Here is a 16,368-nt window from a genome sequence, read left to right on the forward strand (position 1 = left end):
CTATATTCCTCCGTTCCGGGCAGTCTACAGCTGCGGACGCTGCTTGTGGAATTCTGTATTTTGTTCAAACGCATGCGCTACACGCAATACGGTTGTTTCATCAAAGGCTTTACCGATAATCTGCAGGCCAACAGGCAATCCATCCGAGAATCCACATGGAATGCTAACAGCAGGTACACCAGCAAGGTTAACCGGAATAGTCAAAATATCGTTCAGATACATCGTAAGTGGATCATCCACCTGTGAACCCAGTTTGAACGCCGTAGTTGGCGCAGTTGGTCCGATAATCACATCATATTTGGCAAATACATTGTCGAAATCCTGTTTGATCAATGTACGTACCTTCTGTGCTTTCAGATAATAGGCATCATAGTAACCCGAGCTGAGTGCATACGTTCCGAGCATGATACGTCGTTTCACTTCCGGACCAAAACCTTGACTGCGGGACTGATGGTACAGATCCAGCAAGTTATCCGGATTGTCAGCACGCACGCCATAACGTACACCATCAAATCGAGCCAAGTTGGAAGAAGCCTCTGAAGATGCCAGCAGGTAATACGTAGCCACCGCATATTCGGTATGCGGAAGGGATACTTCTTCCCATGTTGCCCCGAGCCCTTCAAGAACTTTCAATGCAGACAAAACTGTCTCTTTCACTTGTGGATCTACGCCTTCACCGATGTATTCCTTCGGAACGGCAATGCGAAGCCCTTTGACATCACCTGTCAGTCCGCTCAAATAATCCGGGATTTCTACTTTTGCAGATGTCGAATCTTTGGCGTCATAACCAGCAATGGCTTGCAATACATAAGCAGAATCTTCAACATTTTTCGTCAAAGGACCAATCTGATCCAGGGATGATGCAAATGCAACCAATCCAAATCGGGAAACAAGTCCGTACGTCGGCTTCAATCCAACAACACCGCAATACGAAGCAGGCTGTCTGATGGAGCCACCTGTATCTGATCCAAGCGTGAAGTATGCTTCTCCCGCAGCTACAGCTGCTGCAGAACCACCGCTGGAACCTCCTGGAACACGATCAAGTGCCCATGGATTACGTACAGGGGAGAAACTTGAATTCTCATTGGAGCCGCCCATGGCGAATTCGTCCATGTTGAGTTTACCAATAGTTACGGTGTCCGCAGCTTTCAATTTCTCGACAACTGTCGCGTCATACACCGGGTCGAAATTACGAAGGAATTGGCTACCACACGTCGTGCGCAGTCCGTTCGTAACGATGTTATCCTTAATACCTACTGGCAGACCAAAAAGCAAACCTTTCTCCTCGCCACTAACCAGACGGTCATCCAGTTGACGTGCACGAGCGCGTGCTTGTTCTTCATCCAGTGCCAAATATGCCTTAACTTTATCGTCATGCGCGCCAATGTTCTGATACGCCTGATCCACCAAATCGCTGACCGACAGCTCTTTGGCATGCAGCTTGTTATGTAACTCAGGCAACGATTGTTCAAATAAACTCACAGTTTTTGTCCTCCTTCCGGTTATCCGTTATTCCATTACTGCAGGCACTTTAAACTGCCCGTCTTCTTCTTCCGGTGCATTGCGCATCACCTGTTCAATCGACAGGCTTTCTTTGGTCTCATCTTCACGCATAACATTGCTTACGTGCAGAACGTGAGTGGTGGGCTCGATGTCTTCTGTATCCAGCTCATTCAGCTTTTCTGCATATTTTAAAATCGCGTTCAGCTGACCTGTCAGGGTCTGTTCTTCTTCAGCAGTCAAGTTGAGCCGGGCCAGCTTGGCCACATGCTGAACGTCATTATTCGAAATACTCATTAGCGGATGCCTCCTTCATTCGTTCTGATTCCCGAAACGACCTGAAACGAATCGCTCGTTTAACGGGCTAAAGTCTCAAGATAACTTTTTTCATTATAGGTGAGATAGTTCGACAATTCAATGCAAATGACCTGACAGGCTTCCGGGAAGCTAAAATCAAACTTATAAAATAAAAAAGAGCCGGCATCAGCCGACTCTTAAAATTCTAAATCCATGCACGCAGATTAACCTGCTTTATAAAATCCGCCTGTGACATAACATCGTTCGCGGTTTCCTCTTCCTCTTCCACAGCTTGAAAATCTCCGTTCATCAGATGATGAAACAGCTTCTCATTGTGTGTCGCAAGGGCGTAATCTATCAACGCTTCTCGCTCGACCCGCTCAGCTTCCTGCTTCAGCAGAACCTCTTCCAGATCGACGTCGCCGGATGGAACAAAAAAGTTCCGGTTCACCTGCGGCACTCGAAGCACGTAATCGAACGCATTGTCCGGATTCCGGTCATAAGCGATGATGAAACCATATTCCCCCACAGGAAGATTCTGCTCAAACGCATCCGCGACGATGACAACCTTCTCTCCTAATCGCAGCATCGTCTAACCTCCTGGTAGTCTATCATTAATATTTATTTGTATAGTCTACTAGAAAAGAATAACGATGTCTAGGAATACTAGAATTAAACAACATATTTGTGCAAAATCTTTTTTCCATTTTTAAAATGATGTTATTTCTGATTCCGTGCACCTGGCTTGCGCTGTGATCGAATCACGACAAACCAATATATTATAAGTGGCGTGGGAAATCCTGTGATTCCCCATAATCCCCATAACCAAGGGAAACGTCCACGTCTGCGTGCGTCCTGAAAGATCCATGTGCCCTGAACCAGAAGGAAAATGCCAAGCAATGCCAGCCACAGTGGAGAAATCTCATCCAATGAATAATGTATTTTATTCATGATGAACCTCCTTCCGGCGCCGTCCGGCCCAAATCACAGCCAAAATCACCCCAACAGCTGTACCAAGCGCCTGGATTCCCAGATAAAGAGCTGGAGCAGATACGAAAAATAATGCCCCGAAGGTAATGGCAAGCAATCCAACCAACCAGAAACATATCATCTCAATCCAATTGGCTCGACGTCTAATCTGTCTCCGTTCCCTGACTTGGGCTTCAAGTGCATCCAAAGAAGGAATACTTGTCGGCTCAAATGCATCATCCAGCACTTTCATGTGTTGCTGCAATCGTTCTACAACTTCTTGTTCTTGTGCATCATCTGATCTGCTCATCCTTATTCCAGCTCCTTTCTTAACTGACGGAGACCATAAGCTGTGCGTGACTTCACCGTTCCCGCAGGAATACCCAGCATTTCCCCGATCTCGTCATACCCGTATCCATAATAATGCTTCAGTAACACTGCAACACGATGTTCGGGTGTCAGTCTTGTCATCGCATCCATAACATCTGTCCATTCTTCATTTCGAGTCTCAAGCTGCCAGCGGAATCGACGTACAGCCTGATCCCGGATGAGAGTAAGCCAGTTCTGTTCTCTCTTCTTACGTCTTGTCTTATCGATATAGATGCGGGTCGCAATGGTGATCATCCATGATGAAAAGGCAGACGTGCCATCATATCGGTGGATATTTTCCATACAACGAATCATCGTATCCTGCACCGTCTCTTCTGCAAGGTTAGCGTCCATTGTCACTTTGACAAGATACTTATACACAAACGTGTAGTGACGTTGCAACAACGCTGCGAGTGCGCTATCGTCTCCCGATACTGCTCTGCGTACCTCTTCAAGCTCAGCTACCTTTATCATGAAATCACCTGCTTCCCGTTCAATCTGGAGTTAATACGACAGGCTCTGCAAAAACGTTCAATGAAATCAAAAAAAAATTTAAACCCGACAATTTCCCGGGCAATCAGACTTGATTCCGGTAATCTTGCAGCTTGTCGAACCACGGTTGGTTGCGGGCTCCGTTTCTTAAAACACGGCTTGCCCATATATTCTGCTGAGACTTCACCACTTCATTGGTCACGCTAGGGTTATGTATTAAAGCTCGCTCAGTACCTGTTTCTCTTTTCCCACTTTCCAATATGCGACGGTTTTCTTCAATGATCGGATACTCGACACGCTGATTCAACGGAATAACTCTTGTTTTCTCCACTTTGATATTCCCCACTCTCATGATCTACTATTTCTTAAATTTATTATTTCTAAATCAATCTGTACTTGCTGCTAACTTGCTATTGGTATCAAACTGGCTTGTGATGAAGCGCATCTTGCATCTCTATGTAGCGTAAAAAAGGGCTAATTCTGTGATAAAAAGGGGCTGAAAACAAAAAAAGAACGCAAACCGGGTATAGACCACAGTCTGCGTGCTTCGCGAGGTTGGGTGTTTCTTGGTAATGCTTCAGTTAGATGATGCCTTAACGCTTGTAACAACTAATTGCTATTCTAATGAAAAAGTTGTCACTTGTCCAGACTTTCTTCACATATCATGTCGGATTATCTTGCGGACACGTAAGGATTGTTCTGTTTCTCATAACCAATGGTCGTTTTGGGACCATGACCTGAATATACTTTCACTTCATCAGCAAAGGTGTAAAGCTTGTTCTGGATTGAATCAATCAGATCCCGTTCACGCCCTCCTGTCAGGTCCGTTCTGCCCACACCCATGCGGAACAGCACATCACCGGCAAACAGGTCGTTATCACAAAGCAAACTTACACTGCCTGGTGAATGTCCAGGTGTATGGAACACTTTAAACGTATGACCAATCAGATTCAGCTTCTGCCCTTCGTCCATGGCATATTCAGCAGGATCTGTCGAAAGCGGTGGTGTCGCCTGTGGCCAATTCAAAGATCCATTTAATTTCGGGGTGGTCAGCCAGTCACTCTCCAAGTCATGAAGATAAACGGGACATCCCTTCAATTTACGGATCTCATCTACCCCGCCCATATGATCAAAGTGAGCATGAGTGAGGAGAATGGCTTCGATCTCCAAGTCTTGGATCGCCTTAAGCAGCGGCCCTGGATTCATGCCTGGATCGATAATGACGGCTTTGCCCGGATCATCTCCTTGTAGAAGATACGCGTTGGTCTGAAGCGGGCCTAGTGTAAACGTACGAATGTTAAGCATATCGGCTTAGTAACCCGAAATCAGTTCACGCAGCTCACGGATAATGGCCGCATGTGACTCCGTTCCTTCCCCATAACGTTTACCAATCTCTTGACGCGCTACAGCCAAATTTTCTTGATAATCTGCTGCTTCACGATCCGGATTAAGGCGTTTGAATTCAATCATGACTTCCTGTACATGCTGCGGACGAGGTCCCCACTGACCTAACACATGACCACCTGTATCTGCAAAAATAACGACTGGCACGGAACGGCCACCCATCGTCAGGAACTCATCCATCACTTCCGGATGGTTCTCCATAATCAGAACTTCTGTTGGAATTCCTGAGATTTCAAGCGCCTGGAACACAACCGGAATATTACGGACAACATCCCCGCACCAGTCAGCAGCCAGAATTAACACACGCAGATCATCGCGATGGTTCAGGCTCTCAAAGAACTCACGATCCTCTTCGTTCGACCAAGTAAAGCTATCATAGTTGGCCTGGAATTCACTTTGGTTCTTGGTCATACTCTCGATAAAATCTTTCGGTGGAAGACCTTTACCGAATTTGTGAGACAAGTTGGGTTTACCCATGACTAGACACTTCCTTTCTTTTTACGAACATTCATCCATTTAATAAGTACATAAACGATCATAAGGGCGAGAGCGACAAGCAAAATAGGCATAACATATGGTGCCGCTTTCTCATCAATATGCTTCCATTGATCTCCAAGAATCATCCCTAAATATATAAACAATGCAGTCCAAGGTATAACAGCGAGTGTAGTAAGCAAGATGAATTTGCCTGTGTGCATTTTCGTGATGCCAGCCGGGATGGAGATTGCATGTCTTACCACCGGAACAAAACGAGCCGTGAAAATGACACCTGTACCATACTTGCGGAACCACTCCTCGGAATGGTCGATGTGTTTTTTCTGGATGAGTATGTATTTACCGTAGCGTTCAAGTACAGGTCTGCCGCCATAACGGCCAATCCAGTAAATAAATAACTGGGCAATCACACCGCCCACCGTACCAAAAATCATAGCACCGAAGAAGTTGATATTACCTTGTGAAACGAGAAAACCTCCATACGCCAGCACAATTTCGCTTGGGATAACTTCCAACATTAATCCAAGCATGATTCCAAAGTACCCAAGACTTTGAATCCAATCGAACAATTGGCCAACAAGGTTATGAATAAAGTCCATCTCAACCCTCTTTCTCCATCCTGATTGGCGGTGCCCCTCCGCACCATGGATGTTCGTCCCTATTTTATCACAGGGCTGTGGACGTTGCTACTTCACGAGGTTGGGATAGTGTCCCGTTCGCAGCAGTCCGCATATGGTATGGGGAGAGGAGCGTGAGAAGATGTCACACAAGTCAATACCCGGTTCTCCGCCGGTCAAACATACGCAATCTGGTCAAAACCTTCCTTCCGCCAGAGGAATTCGCAGAGCATGCAGCAAGGAATTGTACCGGACAGCCAAAAGGCTAAAAGTATATGTCTCTCCCGAACGGATGAAACAGGCGGAAGAATATTATTACGGTAAAGTGATCACAAATCTGCTCTGGATTGGGGAGAATCGCGATAACCGCAAGAAATTATGTGAGTGGTGGAACAAGGATGTCAGTGCAGAGATCGCCGCGATGTGGGAAGTAGACGTTGAACCATTAAAAGATGCGTTTCAGCACGCATTTGGCGGTTATCGTCTGTAGATTATGGAGGAATGAGGCAGATAGCTGTGTCTTCAAACCTACTGAAAGACGCAGCAAAGCTGAAGCGAATCTTAAGCGAATCTGAACATGTTAGGAACGGGTGAGGGCACGGGCACTGTGTCCTTAACGTGTGATGTTAATGCCCCCTTCACGTACGAGCAAGCGATAGAGACAACATAAATGCGAATTGCTCACTTATGATGTAAAGCTTCGCTCTGGGCGGAGTTCAGGGTCGTCCTCTGGCTTGCGGATCGAGCAGAGCATGGAGCCGACCACCATGGGGAGCATGAACATAAGCTGAGAGTATATTTTCATGCTCATGCTCAAGCCCATACTCATAACTCAAGCCCAAGCCCATGAGCGGTAACGAATCTGAGTCGTCTTATTCAAGGATTTGAAGCACTCTTAGAAATCTAAGGAATCTGAGACACGTTATATCGGAATTTTTGACCTTTTATAGGTTTTTGTTAGGGAATTTCCGGAAATAACGTGTCTGATGTTCCTTACAATTTAAAAGGAGGAGCTAAAGGCCAAATAAGACGTCCTGTGTTCCTTAGAAAATCGCATACCCATCCGCGAGGAGCAGCCAGATTGGACTTCCAGACTTTTAGACGCTGACATCGATCATCATATCGCCTGGGTAAGCATCAAGATCCAGCAGTGATTCAAGGGCTCCGCTTGGTCAACTCTGGAGTGAACGGAGGAGAAGAACCCGAAGCAAGCCTGCGCAGGTTCTCTCCATAGCCTGGAGCATGTTCTTCCAGTACAAAACGACGATCATTGCGAACGTTTCCTGCTTCCACTTCCTCCGTCAGCAGTTGATACCGTTCATACATCTGGACACCAGCGGCGGCAGTCTGTCGGGCTCGATCCGTGAATCCTGCCTTCCATTCCCGCCGCGTTGCCTGCTCCATCCAATACAAAGCCGTGGATTGGCCAATGCCATCATACCGATTCAATGCGATCGCTTGTTCAAAATATTCTCCAGCTTGCTGTCCTTCGTCGAATTGGGCTGCCAATCGTCCCAGTTCGATGTAAATCTGAGGGTGCATCGGGGAATGGGACAAGCTGTTTAAAAGGAGTGTTTCTGCTTCTCGTACCGGGAGCGTTCGCGCAAAGGATATCACGATATCCGCTCGATTCGGGTTAGACTGAAGAGCAGCCATAAGATGCACCTTCTGTGCTGGAGTGCCATCCGGTTCAGACATCGCCTGACGGTACTGCACTTCTGCTACGGCATATCGAGAGGTCAGCCAGACTGTTCCACCAATCCAGAAAAGGATGATCATCACTGTGGATACCCTTATTAGCCGAGCAGTTACTCGCTGAAAAATATGAAAGAAGGAACGCATCGGGACAGCTGATTGGTGGGATTGGGTTGATAAATATCGCAAGTAAAGAGATCTGGATTTAGATCTCAATTTAGATCCCGATTTGGATCTGATAGGAGTGTATTTCACAGTTACGCCGGATCGCTGGACCCCCTCTGTTTCCGTCTTCAATGCGACTGCCCAGGCACCGAGCCAGATGAAGAGCATCCAAAATAGTGTAAAGCTCCAGTCAAAGTCCATCGCCCCATGCAGGCCAAAAATAAGCACGGAAGGCATGAGCTGCGGTGCAAAATGAAAGATGCTTCGCAGGGTGAGTAGAAACCACCCTGTGACAAGCAGGATGCCGATCATGCCCGTGTCCAGGGCGAGATCGAGCAGGCCGTTGTGAACCTCGCCTCCAACATAAGGCGAGGATTGAATGGCGCGGAACATGTTGCGCCATGTATCTCCCCCGTGGCCGAGCCATGTGGCCTCGGTCCACAGCTGGAGGGCGTCCCGCCACATCTGTAGGCGGGACACCCCAGTGCCGACACCCGCCGCGAGGCGATCGGCGGTGGAGGCCACGGCCATTAGTGCGGCGGCGGCTCCCGCCAGCACAATGGCCGTCAGGGCAGCGGCGCGTGGAGCCTTGGCGGCGCCGCTGTGCCATAGACGGCACAGCAGCAGCGTGCCGAGCAGCGCAGCTGCCCATGCCCCGGCCAGTGCCAGCAGGCCGGGCACGGGTGCAGGCGCCAGCTGGGCAGCAGCCAGCTGGCGGTACAGCCAGGCCGCGCACGCCAGTGGCGCGGCCATGGCCAGCAGCAGCGGCAGGCGGGCACCGCGCCGCTGCAAAGCAAAGGCGGCGACCGCGGCGCAGCCGGTCGCCAGCCAAGCGCCGCGCGACTCGCTCAGCAGGAGCGCGGCTTGCGCGGGCATGAGCGGCAGCACTGCCGCGATGAGTCGCCCGGCCGGTACAGGCCGGGCTATGACTCGCGCGGCGGCTGTCAGCCGCTCCAATGCGTACATGCCAACAACGGCACCGTACGCATTCGGGTACTGCAATAGTCCGCCGAGCCTTGCTCCGGCGGAGCTGATCTCGGGGTCAGCAGTTCGCATCACCCCGAAGGGCAGCGGCAATATCCCGCATACGGCAAGGATGCCGCTTAGCACAAGCAAGCCTCCTGCCATCTGCCAACCGCAAGCTAACCAACGCGCACCATCCGTGCGCGCAGCCAGTATTGCAGTGAACAGAGTAAACATCGCAAGCAGGCTCCATCGCAGCATCTCATCCATGCTGCCCTGTTTACTCACCGAACCTGCCCACGCATGTACCCCAAAACATGTCATCATCCCCAGCGGCCACAACACCCGCAATATTCCCGAGATTCGAATCATTCGCCAAACCATTCGTTCATTGTTCCCTAGCCAATGTACCGGTGACAGAGGTACTTGTTTTCTTCCTTGCTCCTGCTCCTGCTCTTGCTCTTTCTCTAGACGAATACCGACAAGAAATAGCACAATCATGATCAAAGTACTTCCTGCTGCGATCAGAATTACAGGATACAGATCAGCCGAATAATACAATCCCCGACTCAGACATCCTGCAAGCAGCAAGAGAATGGAGAGTATGCCTACCCCAACAGTCCAACCCCATCCTGAATAACGTTTACACCTCAAACTTTGAGAAAAACTCCCTGACGCATCGGTCTGAATAGCTCCATTTGAATTATTTTTATCCTCTTTTTTATACGTATCATCTTTGTTATATGTATCTTCCCTATTATATGTACTGTCTTTACTACCCTTACTGTCCCCATTACATAAGTCCCTGTTATCTACATATTCTGTACCATTTGCGTGGTGAGACCGTTCAAACGCCTGTTCCATCATTTCCTCATTCGCCGCATACCCTCGTCTATACCTTACAACTCCCTTATGCATTGTCCTATTCTTCATCCTTATACACCCTCCTTCCTTCCACCGCTCCATATGCATAACAAAAAGACAGAAGATCCCGATAACGGGTCCTTCTGTCTGATATACATCTGACAGTTATGATGTTGATTGCTACGAAGTATGTGCATTGAATATCATTTTACATTCAGGGACCCTAGTTGCAGTATGTCCCTGGATTGTCATTGGCACACTCAGCAAAGGTCGCAATTTGCGGAATCTTGATCGGTTTCTTTGCTCGATTTTGATTTCCCGTTGGCCTGCTTGCCATCGCCAGGAAGCAAATCGGCACAAGCCCGCTCCAAATATGGATCGGCATGAATGAAATCACGGAAAGCTGTGTATTCATTCCACATCTCCGTCACTTCGCCGGCCTGACCACGAACAGCACGAATCAATATGTTTTTAGGCGTATTCTCCATATCGATGAATTCAAGCAATTGTGTCTTGTATCCCATCAGATCAAGCAACTTGGCACGAATCCCATCCGTAGCCAGTGCGGAAAAACGTTCCTTGAGGATGCCATGGGACAACAACGGATTCATCACGGAAGCCTCTACTTGGTCAAACAGTTCATGCTGACAGCAAGGAACAGACAGAATAACAGAAGCCCCCCAACGAACTGCCTTCTCCAAAGCAGCATCGGTAGCTGTATCACAGGCATGCAGCGTGACAACCATATCCACTTCATTTAATTCATCGTAGTCCGCGATGTCTCCAACCAGAAACTTCAGATCGCCATAATGCAATCGATTAGCCAGACCATTACAGTGTTCAATTACATCTGCCTTCAAGTCCAGCCCAATAATCTTGAGTGAACGCCGTTGTTGTACAGACAGATAATGATATAACGCAAATGTCAGATAAGACTTGCCACAACCAAAATCAACGATGGTCAGTGGACGCCCCTCCGGCAGATGCGGAATAACATCCTGCACCATTTCGAGGAAACGGTTGATCTGTCTGAACTTGTCATACTTACGGGCCAGCACACGACCTTCTTCGTTCATAATACCAAGTTCAACGAGGAACGATACAGGTACGCCTTCTTCCAATACATATTGCTTCTTGCGATTATGCGACAGGTCCACCGCAGTTTTGGAAGCAGATTTGGTCAGAATGGATACTTTATATTTTTTGCTGATCAAAATTTGATAGTCTGCCTCGGTCGTACAGAGCAGGCCTTGACGAAACGTCTCTTCGCATAACAAAGTCATGCGCTCAGCCGCTTCAGCCGGAGTCAAATTCTCGTGCAGCACTTTGTTGTTATAATGAAATGCAAATTGATAATGCAGCTGATTCTTCAGTGTCACCGGCTTGACTTGCACTTTGGTATACGAGACATTGTCCCGTCTGCGCAGCTGGCTCCAGGTCGCTGTAATCAGCGAATTCTGTTCAAAGATGTCTTGTATAAGCTTTCGCAATGAATCCACGGGGTACATCTCACTTTCGATTTGGTTTGGTCAACCGTTACCATACCACAATTCCGTTCCCTCTCCAAGTAAAGGCATGTAACAGGCCTTGATCCAATCCATATTTTATGAGTTCATCTCTTGACGACTTAATTCAGCTAGTCCCTCTTCAACTTCGTTCCGTGGCAAACCGCCCTGCTCCAGCTGTTCATCCGTGAGTTGGCTCAACCTTTCATAGAACGCCTGTACATCATCTCGGTAGCTCACCGGGAATTCAGCACCAAGCTGTAGCAGCCTGTACCAACTGTTCTCTGCCTGGTCATAACGCCCTTGTTGTTCACGATAAAGGGCAAGCTGTCTTTCGGTTCGAGCAGGGAGTTCATATTCTTTCGTAAGCCCCAACACACCCTCCACCCGTTCCGGTGCGTCCAACAACTTGGGATTAGCGCCATGATTCAATGCATACAGGTAAAAATGAAGTGATCTCATCAATCGAATGAGGGCGTCATCCTCTGCGTCCATTCTCTCCTGATCATCGATGCCTTCCACTTTGGCCTTCTCTTGATAAATATATGCCTCTTCTTCAATTAGCCTGGCGGCTTGTTGCAGATTATCTACCTCAATCATTCCGCGAAAACGGAACATTTCAATAACATCCTCTGCTGGCAATGAGTTCAGTAGAGATAAGTTCAACCCAAACTGCCTGCGCATCAACTCATCCAATTCAGACAATGCCTCGGTGTGCTTACGTTGCTGTTTGAGCGTGAACACTTTGCCTATTGCTTCAGTCATTTCCTCCATCATGCGGAGCAGATAATCTTTTCTGAACATGCTGTATGCCCCCTCATCATTCGACCCTATACATTCAATCGTTCTCATATCGTTCCTTTATATTTATTTTAATTCATGCCATGACAAAAAGCCAAAAACAAGACACACGTGTCTTTGCTCTGGCCATGAACACACTAAACCCCTGCCTATCCCAAAGGGACGTTGCAGGGGTTCGGTTGAAATGGAACTGGGTACTCCTCCTCCACAAGAGGTTGAATCATCCAGAAACCAAACTATATTCTAGGACGTGTCTCAAAACTCGCTGAAGTGCATCTTTTACCGCCTTTTCGCCCCATGCTGCGTCACTTCCCCTTGACGTGCCCCGGCACGCCTGCGGAAAACTTCCTTGCTTGGAACGAAAATTCAGTAAAATCTACTTCCTTCGGAGTTTTCAGACACGCCCTAATGATATCAACATTAATCACTTCATCAATTACTTCGATAATCCAGCCATAAATTGTTTAATGACCTGAATTAATTCTTCAGGAGCTTCATACATGCTCATATGACCTGCACCCGCAATCACGGCTTGCACGATATGTGGCTTGTCACTTGTAAATGTACGTTCTGGCGGGATAACAGCATCCTTCTCTCCCGCAACCAGCAATACAGGTAAAGGTGTAGCCGATAACACATCGCGGCGATCCGGGCGTTCTCGCATAGCAAGTGCAGCACCAACAGCACCTTGAGGAGCAGTCTGGTATCCAATTTCCTTCACACGTGTTACATGCTTAGATAGCGATTCCACATGTTCCGGTGCAAACAGTCCGGGAACCAGTCCATCTACAAAATTTACGATACCTTCAGTCTGAATGGTGGATACAGCACGAAGGCGTTTTTCCTTAGCTTCTTCACTGTCCGGATAGGCTGTGGAATGAATCAGACCAAATGCATTCAAACGCTCCGGGTGACGTTGTGCAATCGAGAGCGCAATGTATCCCCCCATCGAGTGTCCCAGAAGGACCGCTTTTTCCACATTCAACTCATCCATCAACTGTAATACATCGTTGCCCATCTGTTCGATGGTATAACTTCCTACAGGTGCATCTGTTTTTCCGTGTCCACGCAGATCAGGTACGATACAGCGATAGCTGCGTGCCAGTTCAGGTACGACCTCATCCCAATACGATGAACTGCCACAGTATCCGTGGAGCAAAATGAGTGCTTCTCCCTTACCTTGTTCGGCATAACAAATCGTCGTTCCATCACACATCACTTTTTCCATATGAATCCCTCTCTCTGCGCGAATTATATAATTCAGGTTGTATATTATTAAGCCTACATATCATGAATGAAACGTTTGTCTCCATTTCCATGCTTCAATTGCGGCATCTGCAATCGTTCGGGACATCCCCATAACCAAGTGAAGCGAGGTCATCTGCAAAATGGAATAGGGCCTTGGTCCATTCGCATTAACCACAGCTGCTACACTGTATTGTCCAACAGGGGGTAGCTTGCCTCCGACCGATTGGGCCGGAATGAGTGGGTTATTCGAGAGATAGTATGTACCTACCGCATGCTTTGGACCCAGACATGCATCAATCGCTATGATGGCATGGTGTGCAGGAATAAGTGCCAATTTCTTTTCCAGCGTATCTGCATCACAAGGGGAAGACAGCGTGCCAATCACGTTCTCCATTCCGCTCTCTTGCAGTAAACTTCCTGTCATTGGACCCAGAGCATCCCCGGTGGAACGATCAGTACCGATGCAGACAAACGTGATTTCAGCTGGAGAATGAAGTTGAACGATGTTTTTGAAAAATAAGACCAGATTCTCTGCAGGCACGCCTTTGCGGACTTCCCTTCCTTGATGGCGAACCATTTCTCGCTTATACGCTGCCAAACTGTATTCCCTCCAGTACACTCAGGTTTCCGTTAAATCCTGTTGTTGTATCCATCATTGTAACCGATGCTTGGTTTCCTCGCAAAAGCATTAGCCTGAGCGCTTCCAATCATGATACAATAACAAGAGTTTCCGATACGGAAGGGATGAACTTAACGATGGATTTATCACAAGCAACAGCAGCCAATATGGAATATATGATTGAAGCGATCAAAACCAAACTTCGTATGGCAAGCGGTGCCGCCATGCAAGCTTCTTCATTCCCACTTGAGAAATATGAAGATCTGTTTGACCTGTATGAAATGATTTTGAGCAAGGAACATCTCAGTATCTCTGAAGTGGAAGCTGTCGCTTCGGAACTGGGTAATCTTCGTAAATCCTAAGCAAAAAAAGGACCTGTTTTCCACATCACCGTGGGAACAGGTCCTTTTTCGCATGTTTATATCCTTAAGGCAGGTCAACCAAAACAAATTCAGCAGGTTCACTGTCTGTGCTCGTGATTTGCAGATCACAACTTTTGCGAATTCGTGCGGCATCCCCCGGCTTGAGGTTGAAGTTACCATCCGAACAATGAATCTCTACATGTCCACTGATCAGGAAAAGATGTGTCCGTCGATCTTCGTGTTGCGGGTACATCAACTTTTTCCCGGACTCCAAATGGGACAGATAACAGGTTACATCCTGGGAAATAGGCAATGCGCCTTCGCTTCCCTCGCCCCCTTGGCCGGATACAATCGGACACAGACGATTCAAATGCTCCTGCGGCTCTATTCTCCGATTCATATAAGAAGGTTTCAGCATACGCTCCGATGGCAAAAACCACATCTGGAGGAAACGTACCGGTTCATCCGCTGACGGATTGGTCTCGGAGTGTTCCACTCCCGTACCCGCACTCATCACCTGGACCGTACCCGGTTCAAGCAATTGTTCTGTTCCCATACTATCCGTATGTTTGAGTGTACCTGATATGACATAACTGACAAGTTCAAGATCATGATGTGGATGTTTCTTAAAGCCTTCTTGCGGCATCAGCGTGTTTTCATTATGAGCCAACAGACAGCCAAAATGGGCGTTGCTTGGATCATCATAATCCGCAAACGAAAAGCTGAATTCACTGTGTATCCAACCTCGATCCGACGTGTGCCTTTCTTCCGATGTTACCACTTTAATCATGTTCATCCACCTCCAAGGGTTTAGAGCTGCCACATTACCGCGGCAGTCCATGCGTGTATATGAATTGTATAGATGAATACCAGTTGGTATGTCATCTTTACCCGGGGTCCGGCAACTCTAATCACGCCCCTTCTTAAGGTTATACGCTATCTTCAAGTGAGTGGAGAATGAACTCACTATCTGCATGACCTACAAGGGTACCCGCATCATTTCGGATGTCCGAAGGGAACACTTCAGCCAATCGTTCAATGGTTCTTTCATTGGAATAACCAATCTGTTTCAGGATGGATTGGGTAATGAAGGCCCACTCTTCCTCAGAACCATCAAGCACCTTGAAGGTGATTCCCAGTCTTTCTTTTTTCAGACCAAAACCGAATACCCCCTTGAATCCACCCTTCGCTACAATGTTATTGTCTTCCAGCAGCACTGAATCTACACGCTCCGTGCCACCAACCATCAACGGATGTTCATTCATAGCTGATGTTATGGTCTCTACAGCTGTTCTTGTGGAAGGATCAGCGATAAGATCTGGACAAGCGAGCTTCAGATAGGCGTTCGACAATGCCGACAACGGCAAAGAAAATACCGGAAAGCCGCAGCCATCCGTCCCAAGCTTAATCTCTTTTTCCTCAATACCTGCCAGGTCGGCAAAGGTTTCAAGAATTTCTCGTTGTACCGGATGATCCGGTTCAGCGTAACTGCCCAGATCAACCTGCTTCATCTGACTGTACCCCAGAATTCCCAGATGTTTTCCGGAGCAGTTGTGCAAGATGCGCCGTTTCTCTCCTTGTCCACGTAACCATTGATTACGGCTTTCTTCATTAAGCGGATAACTTGGTGCACAGATCAGGCATTCTTCTCCCAATCCGATCTTACCGGATAACTGCTCCAGCACCCGAATGTGTTCCGGTTCCGAACGATGCGAAGAGGACATAATGGCAATCTCCTGTGCTGATAGGCCATAGTGACTGGCAATTCCTGCCCGAATACCTGGAATGGCTTGAAAAGGTTTGGCAGATGAACGAGTGAACGCTCTAAAATGAGGGTCACCAGCCGAGTATACGATTCGTCCATACTCATCCGTAATACTTATGTGTCCGTAATGGGCGCATTCCATAACGCCTGCACGGTATTCTTTAATTAACAAGGCACTCTCCATGCGAGTTCTCTCCTTTGTGCTCCCGATTTCATCTCTGCTTTGCGTCACGACGCC

19 protein-coding genes are annotated in these 16,368 nt (G+C 47.8%); 2 read left to right on the forward strand and 17 right to left on the reverse strand.

Annotation, left to right across the window (positions count from 1 at the left end):
* Positions 1–24 precede the first annotated feature (24 nt).
* From gatA to NST38_RS25725, 10 genes are all read right to left on the reverse strand, one after another.
* Positions 25–1,482, reverse strand: a complete 1,458-nt coding sequence (gene gatA, locus NST38_RS25680) for an Asp-tRNA(Asn)/Glu-tRNA(Gln) amidotransferase subunit GatA (protein WP_036667997.1) — start codon at positions 1,480–1,482, stop codon at positions 25–27.
* Between the two features lie 27 nt (positions 1,483–1,509).
* On the reverse strand, positions 1,510–1,797 hold the full coding sequence (gatC, locus tag NST38_RS25685) for an Asp-tRNA(Asn)/Glu-tRNA(Gln) amidotransferase subunit GatC (RefSeq protein WP_036607033.1): 288 nt from the start codon (positions 1,795–1,797) through the stop codon (positions 1,510–1,512).
* A 205-nt stretch (positions 1,798–2,002) separates the two neighbouring features.
* Positions 2,003–2,386 carry a hypothetical protein gene (locus NST38_RS25690; protein WP_024631336.1) on the reverse strand — a complete coding sequence of 128 codons (384 nt, stop codon included), beginning with the start codon at positions 2,384–2,386 and terminating at the stop codon, positions 2,003–2,005.
* Positions 2,387–2,517: 131 nt separating this feature from the next.
* Entirely contained in the window at positions 2,518–2,748 is a 231-nt protein-coding gene (locus tag NST38_RS25695) for a hypothetical protein (protein ID WP_174806499.1), read from the reverse strand.
* Positions 2,741–3,076 (reverse strand): YxlC family protein, encoded by a 336-nt coding sequence (locus NST38_RS25700; protein ID WP_341344128.1) that lies wholly within the window; start codon positions 3,074–3,076, stop codon positions 2,741–2,743. Before NST38_RS25700 ends, NST38_RS25695 begins: the two co-directional genes overlap by 8 nt.
* Before the next feature lie 2 nt (positions 3,077–3,078).
* Entirely contained in the window at positions 3,079–3,609 is a 531-nt protein-coding gene (sigY, locus tag NST38_RS25705; protein ID WP_341344129.1) for an RNA polymerase sigma factor SigY, read from the reverse strand.
* Positions 3,610–3,712: 103 nt separating this feature from the next.
* Complete coding sequence (locus tag NST38_RS25710) at positions 3,713–3,979, reverse strand: hypothetical protein (RefSeq protein WP_164783448.1); 267 nt, start codon at positions 3,977–3,979, stop codon at positions 3,713–3,715.
* Positions 3,980–4,299: 320 nt separating this feature from the next.
* The gene (locus tag NST38_RS25715) at positions 4,300–4,932 is read right to left on the reverse strand and encodes an MBL fold metallo-hydrolase (protein ID WP_341344130.1); all 633 of its coding nucleotides are present in this window, start codon (positions 4,930–4,932) and stop codon (positions 4,300–4,302) included.
* 6 nt (positions 4,933–4,938) lie between these two features.
* On the reverse strand, positions 4,939–5,508 hold the full coding sequence (locus NST38_RS25720) for a thioredoxin family protein (protein ID WP_017692292.1): 570 nt from the start codon (positions 5,506–5,508) through the stop codon (positions 4,939–4,941).
* A gap of 2 nt (positions 5,509–5,510) precedes the next feature.
* On the reverse strand, positions 5,511–6,125 hold the full coding sequence (locus NST38_RS25725; protein ID WP_036607012.1) for a DedA family protein: 615 nt from the start codon (positions 6,123–6,125) through the stop codon (positions 5,511–5,513).
* 160 nt (positions 6,126–6,285) lie between these two features.
* Between NST38_RS25725 and NST38_RS25730 the strand changes: the two genes are divergently transcribed.
* The gene (locus NST38_RS25730) at positions 6,286–6,633 is read left to right on the forward strand and encodes a hypothetical protein (protein ID WP_036607010.1); all 348 of its coding nucleotides are present in this window, start codon (positions 6,286–6,288) and stop codon (positions 6,631–6,633) included.
* Positions 6,634–7,298: 665 nt separating this feature from the next.
* Here NST38_RS25730 and NST38_RS25735 read toward each other — a convergent pair.
* From NST38_RS25735 to yyaC, 5 genes are all read right to left on the reverse strand, one after another.
* The gene (locus NST38_RS25735; RefSeq protein ID WP_341344131.1) at positions 7,299–9,899 is read right to left on the reverse strand and encodes an O-antigen ligase family protein; all 2,601 of its coding nucleotides are present in this window, start codon (positions 9,897–9,899) and stop codon (positions 7,299–7,301) included.
* 191 nt (positions 9,900–10,090) lie between these two features.
* A complete protein-coding gene (locus NST38_RS25740) occupies positions 10,091–11,338 on the reverse strand; it encodes a class I SAM-dependent methyltransferase (RefSeq protein WP_339185740.1) in 1,248 nt (415 codons plus the stop codon).
* A 96-nt stretch (positions 11,339–11,434) separates the two neighbouring features.
* Positions 11,435–12,139 carry a DUF6483 family protein gene (locus NST38_RS25745; RefSeq protein ID WP_339185738.1) on the reverse strand — a complete coding sequence of 235 codons (705 nt, stop codon included), beginning with the start codon at positions 12,137–12,139 and terminating at the stop codon, positions 11,435–11,437.
* Between the two features lie 433 nt (positions 12,140–12,572).
* Entirely contained in the window at positions 12,573–13,364 is a 792-nt protein-coding gene (locus NST38_RS25750) for an alpha/beta fold hydrolase (protein WP_036607004.1), read from the reverse strand.
* Between the two features lie 60 nt (positions 13,365–13,424).
* Positions 13,425–13,982, reverse strand: a complete 558-nt coding sequence (yyaC, locus tag NST38_RS25755) for a spore protease YyaC (protein ID WP_340387563.1) — start codon at positions 13,980–13,982, stop codon at positions 13,425–13,427.
* A gap of 158 nt (positions 13,983–14,140) precedes the next feature.
* Here yyaC and NST38_RS25760 point away from each other — a divergent pair, with 158 nt between their 5' ends.
* Positions 14,141–14,365 (forward strand): DUF1128 domain-containing protein, encoded by a 225-nt coding sequence (locus NST38_RS25760; RefSeq protein WP_036607002.1) that lies wholly within the window; start codon positions 14,141–14,143, stop codon positions 14,363–14,365.
* Positions 14,366–14,429: 64 nt separating this feature from the next.
* Here NST38_RS25760 and NST38_RS25765 read toward each other — a convergent pair whose 3' ends face one another.
* Positions 14,430–15,155 carry a pirin family protein gene (locus tag NST38_RS25765; protein WP_105601866.1) on the reverse strand — a complete coding sequence of 242 codons (726 nt, stop codon included), beginning with the start codon at positions 15,153–15,155 and terminating at the stop codon, positions 14,430–14,432.
* Positions 15,156–15,294: 139 nt separating this feature from the next.
* Positions 15,295–16,314 carry an asparaginase gene (locus NST38_RS25770; RefSeq protein WP_341344132.1) on the reverse strand — a complete coding sequence of 340 codons (1,020 nt, stop codon included), beginning with the start codon at positions 16,312–16,314 and terminating at the stop codon, positions 15,295–15,297.
* Between the last annotated feature and the right edge of the window lie 54 nt (positions 16,315–16,368).

This window comes from Paenibacillus sp. FSL H8-0104, from assembly GCF_038050215.1.
GTDB lineage: Bacteria > Bacillota > Bacilli > Paenibacillales > Paenibacillaceae > Paenibacillus > Paenibacillus amylolyticus.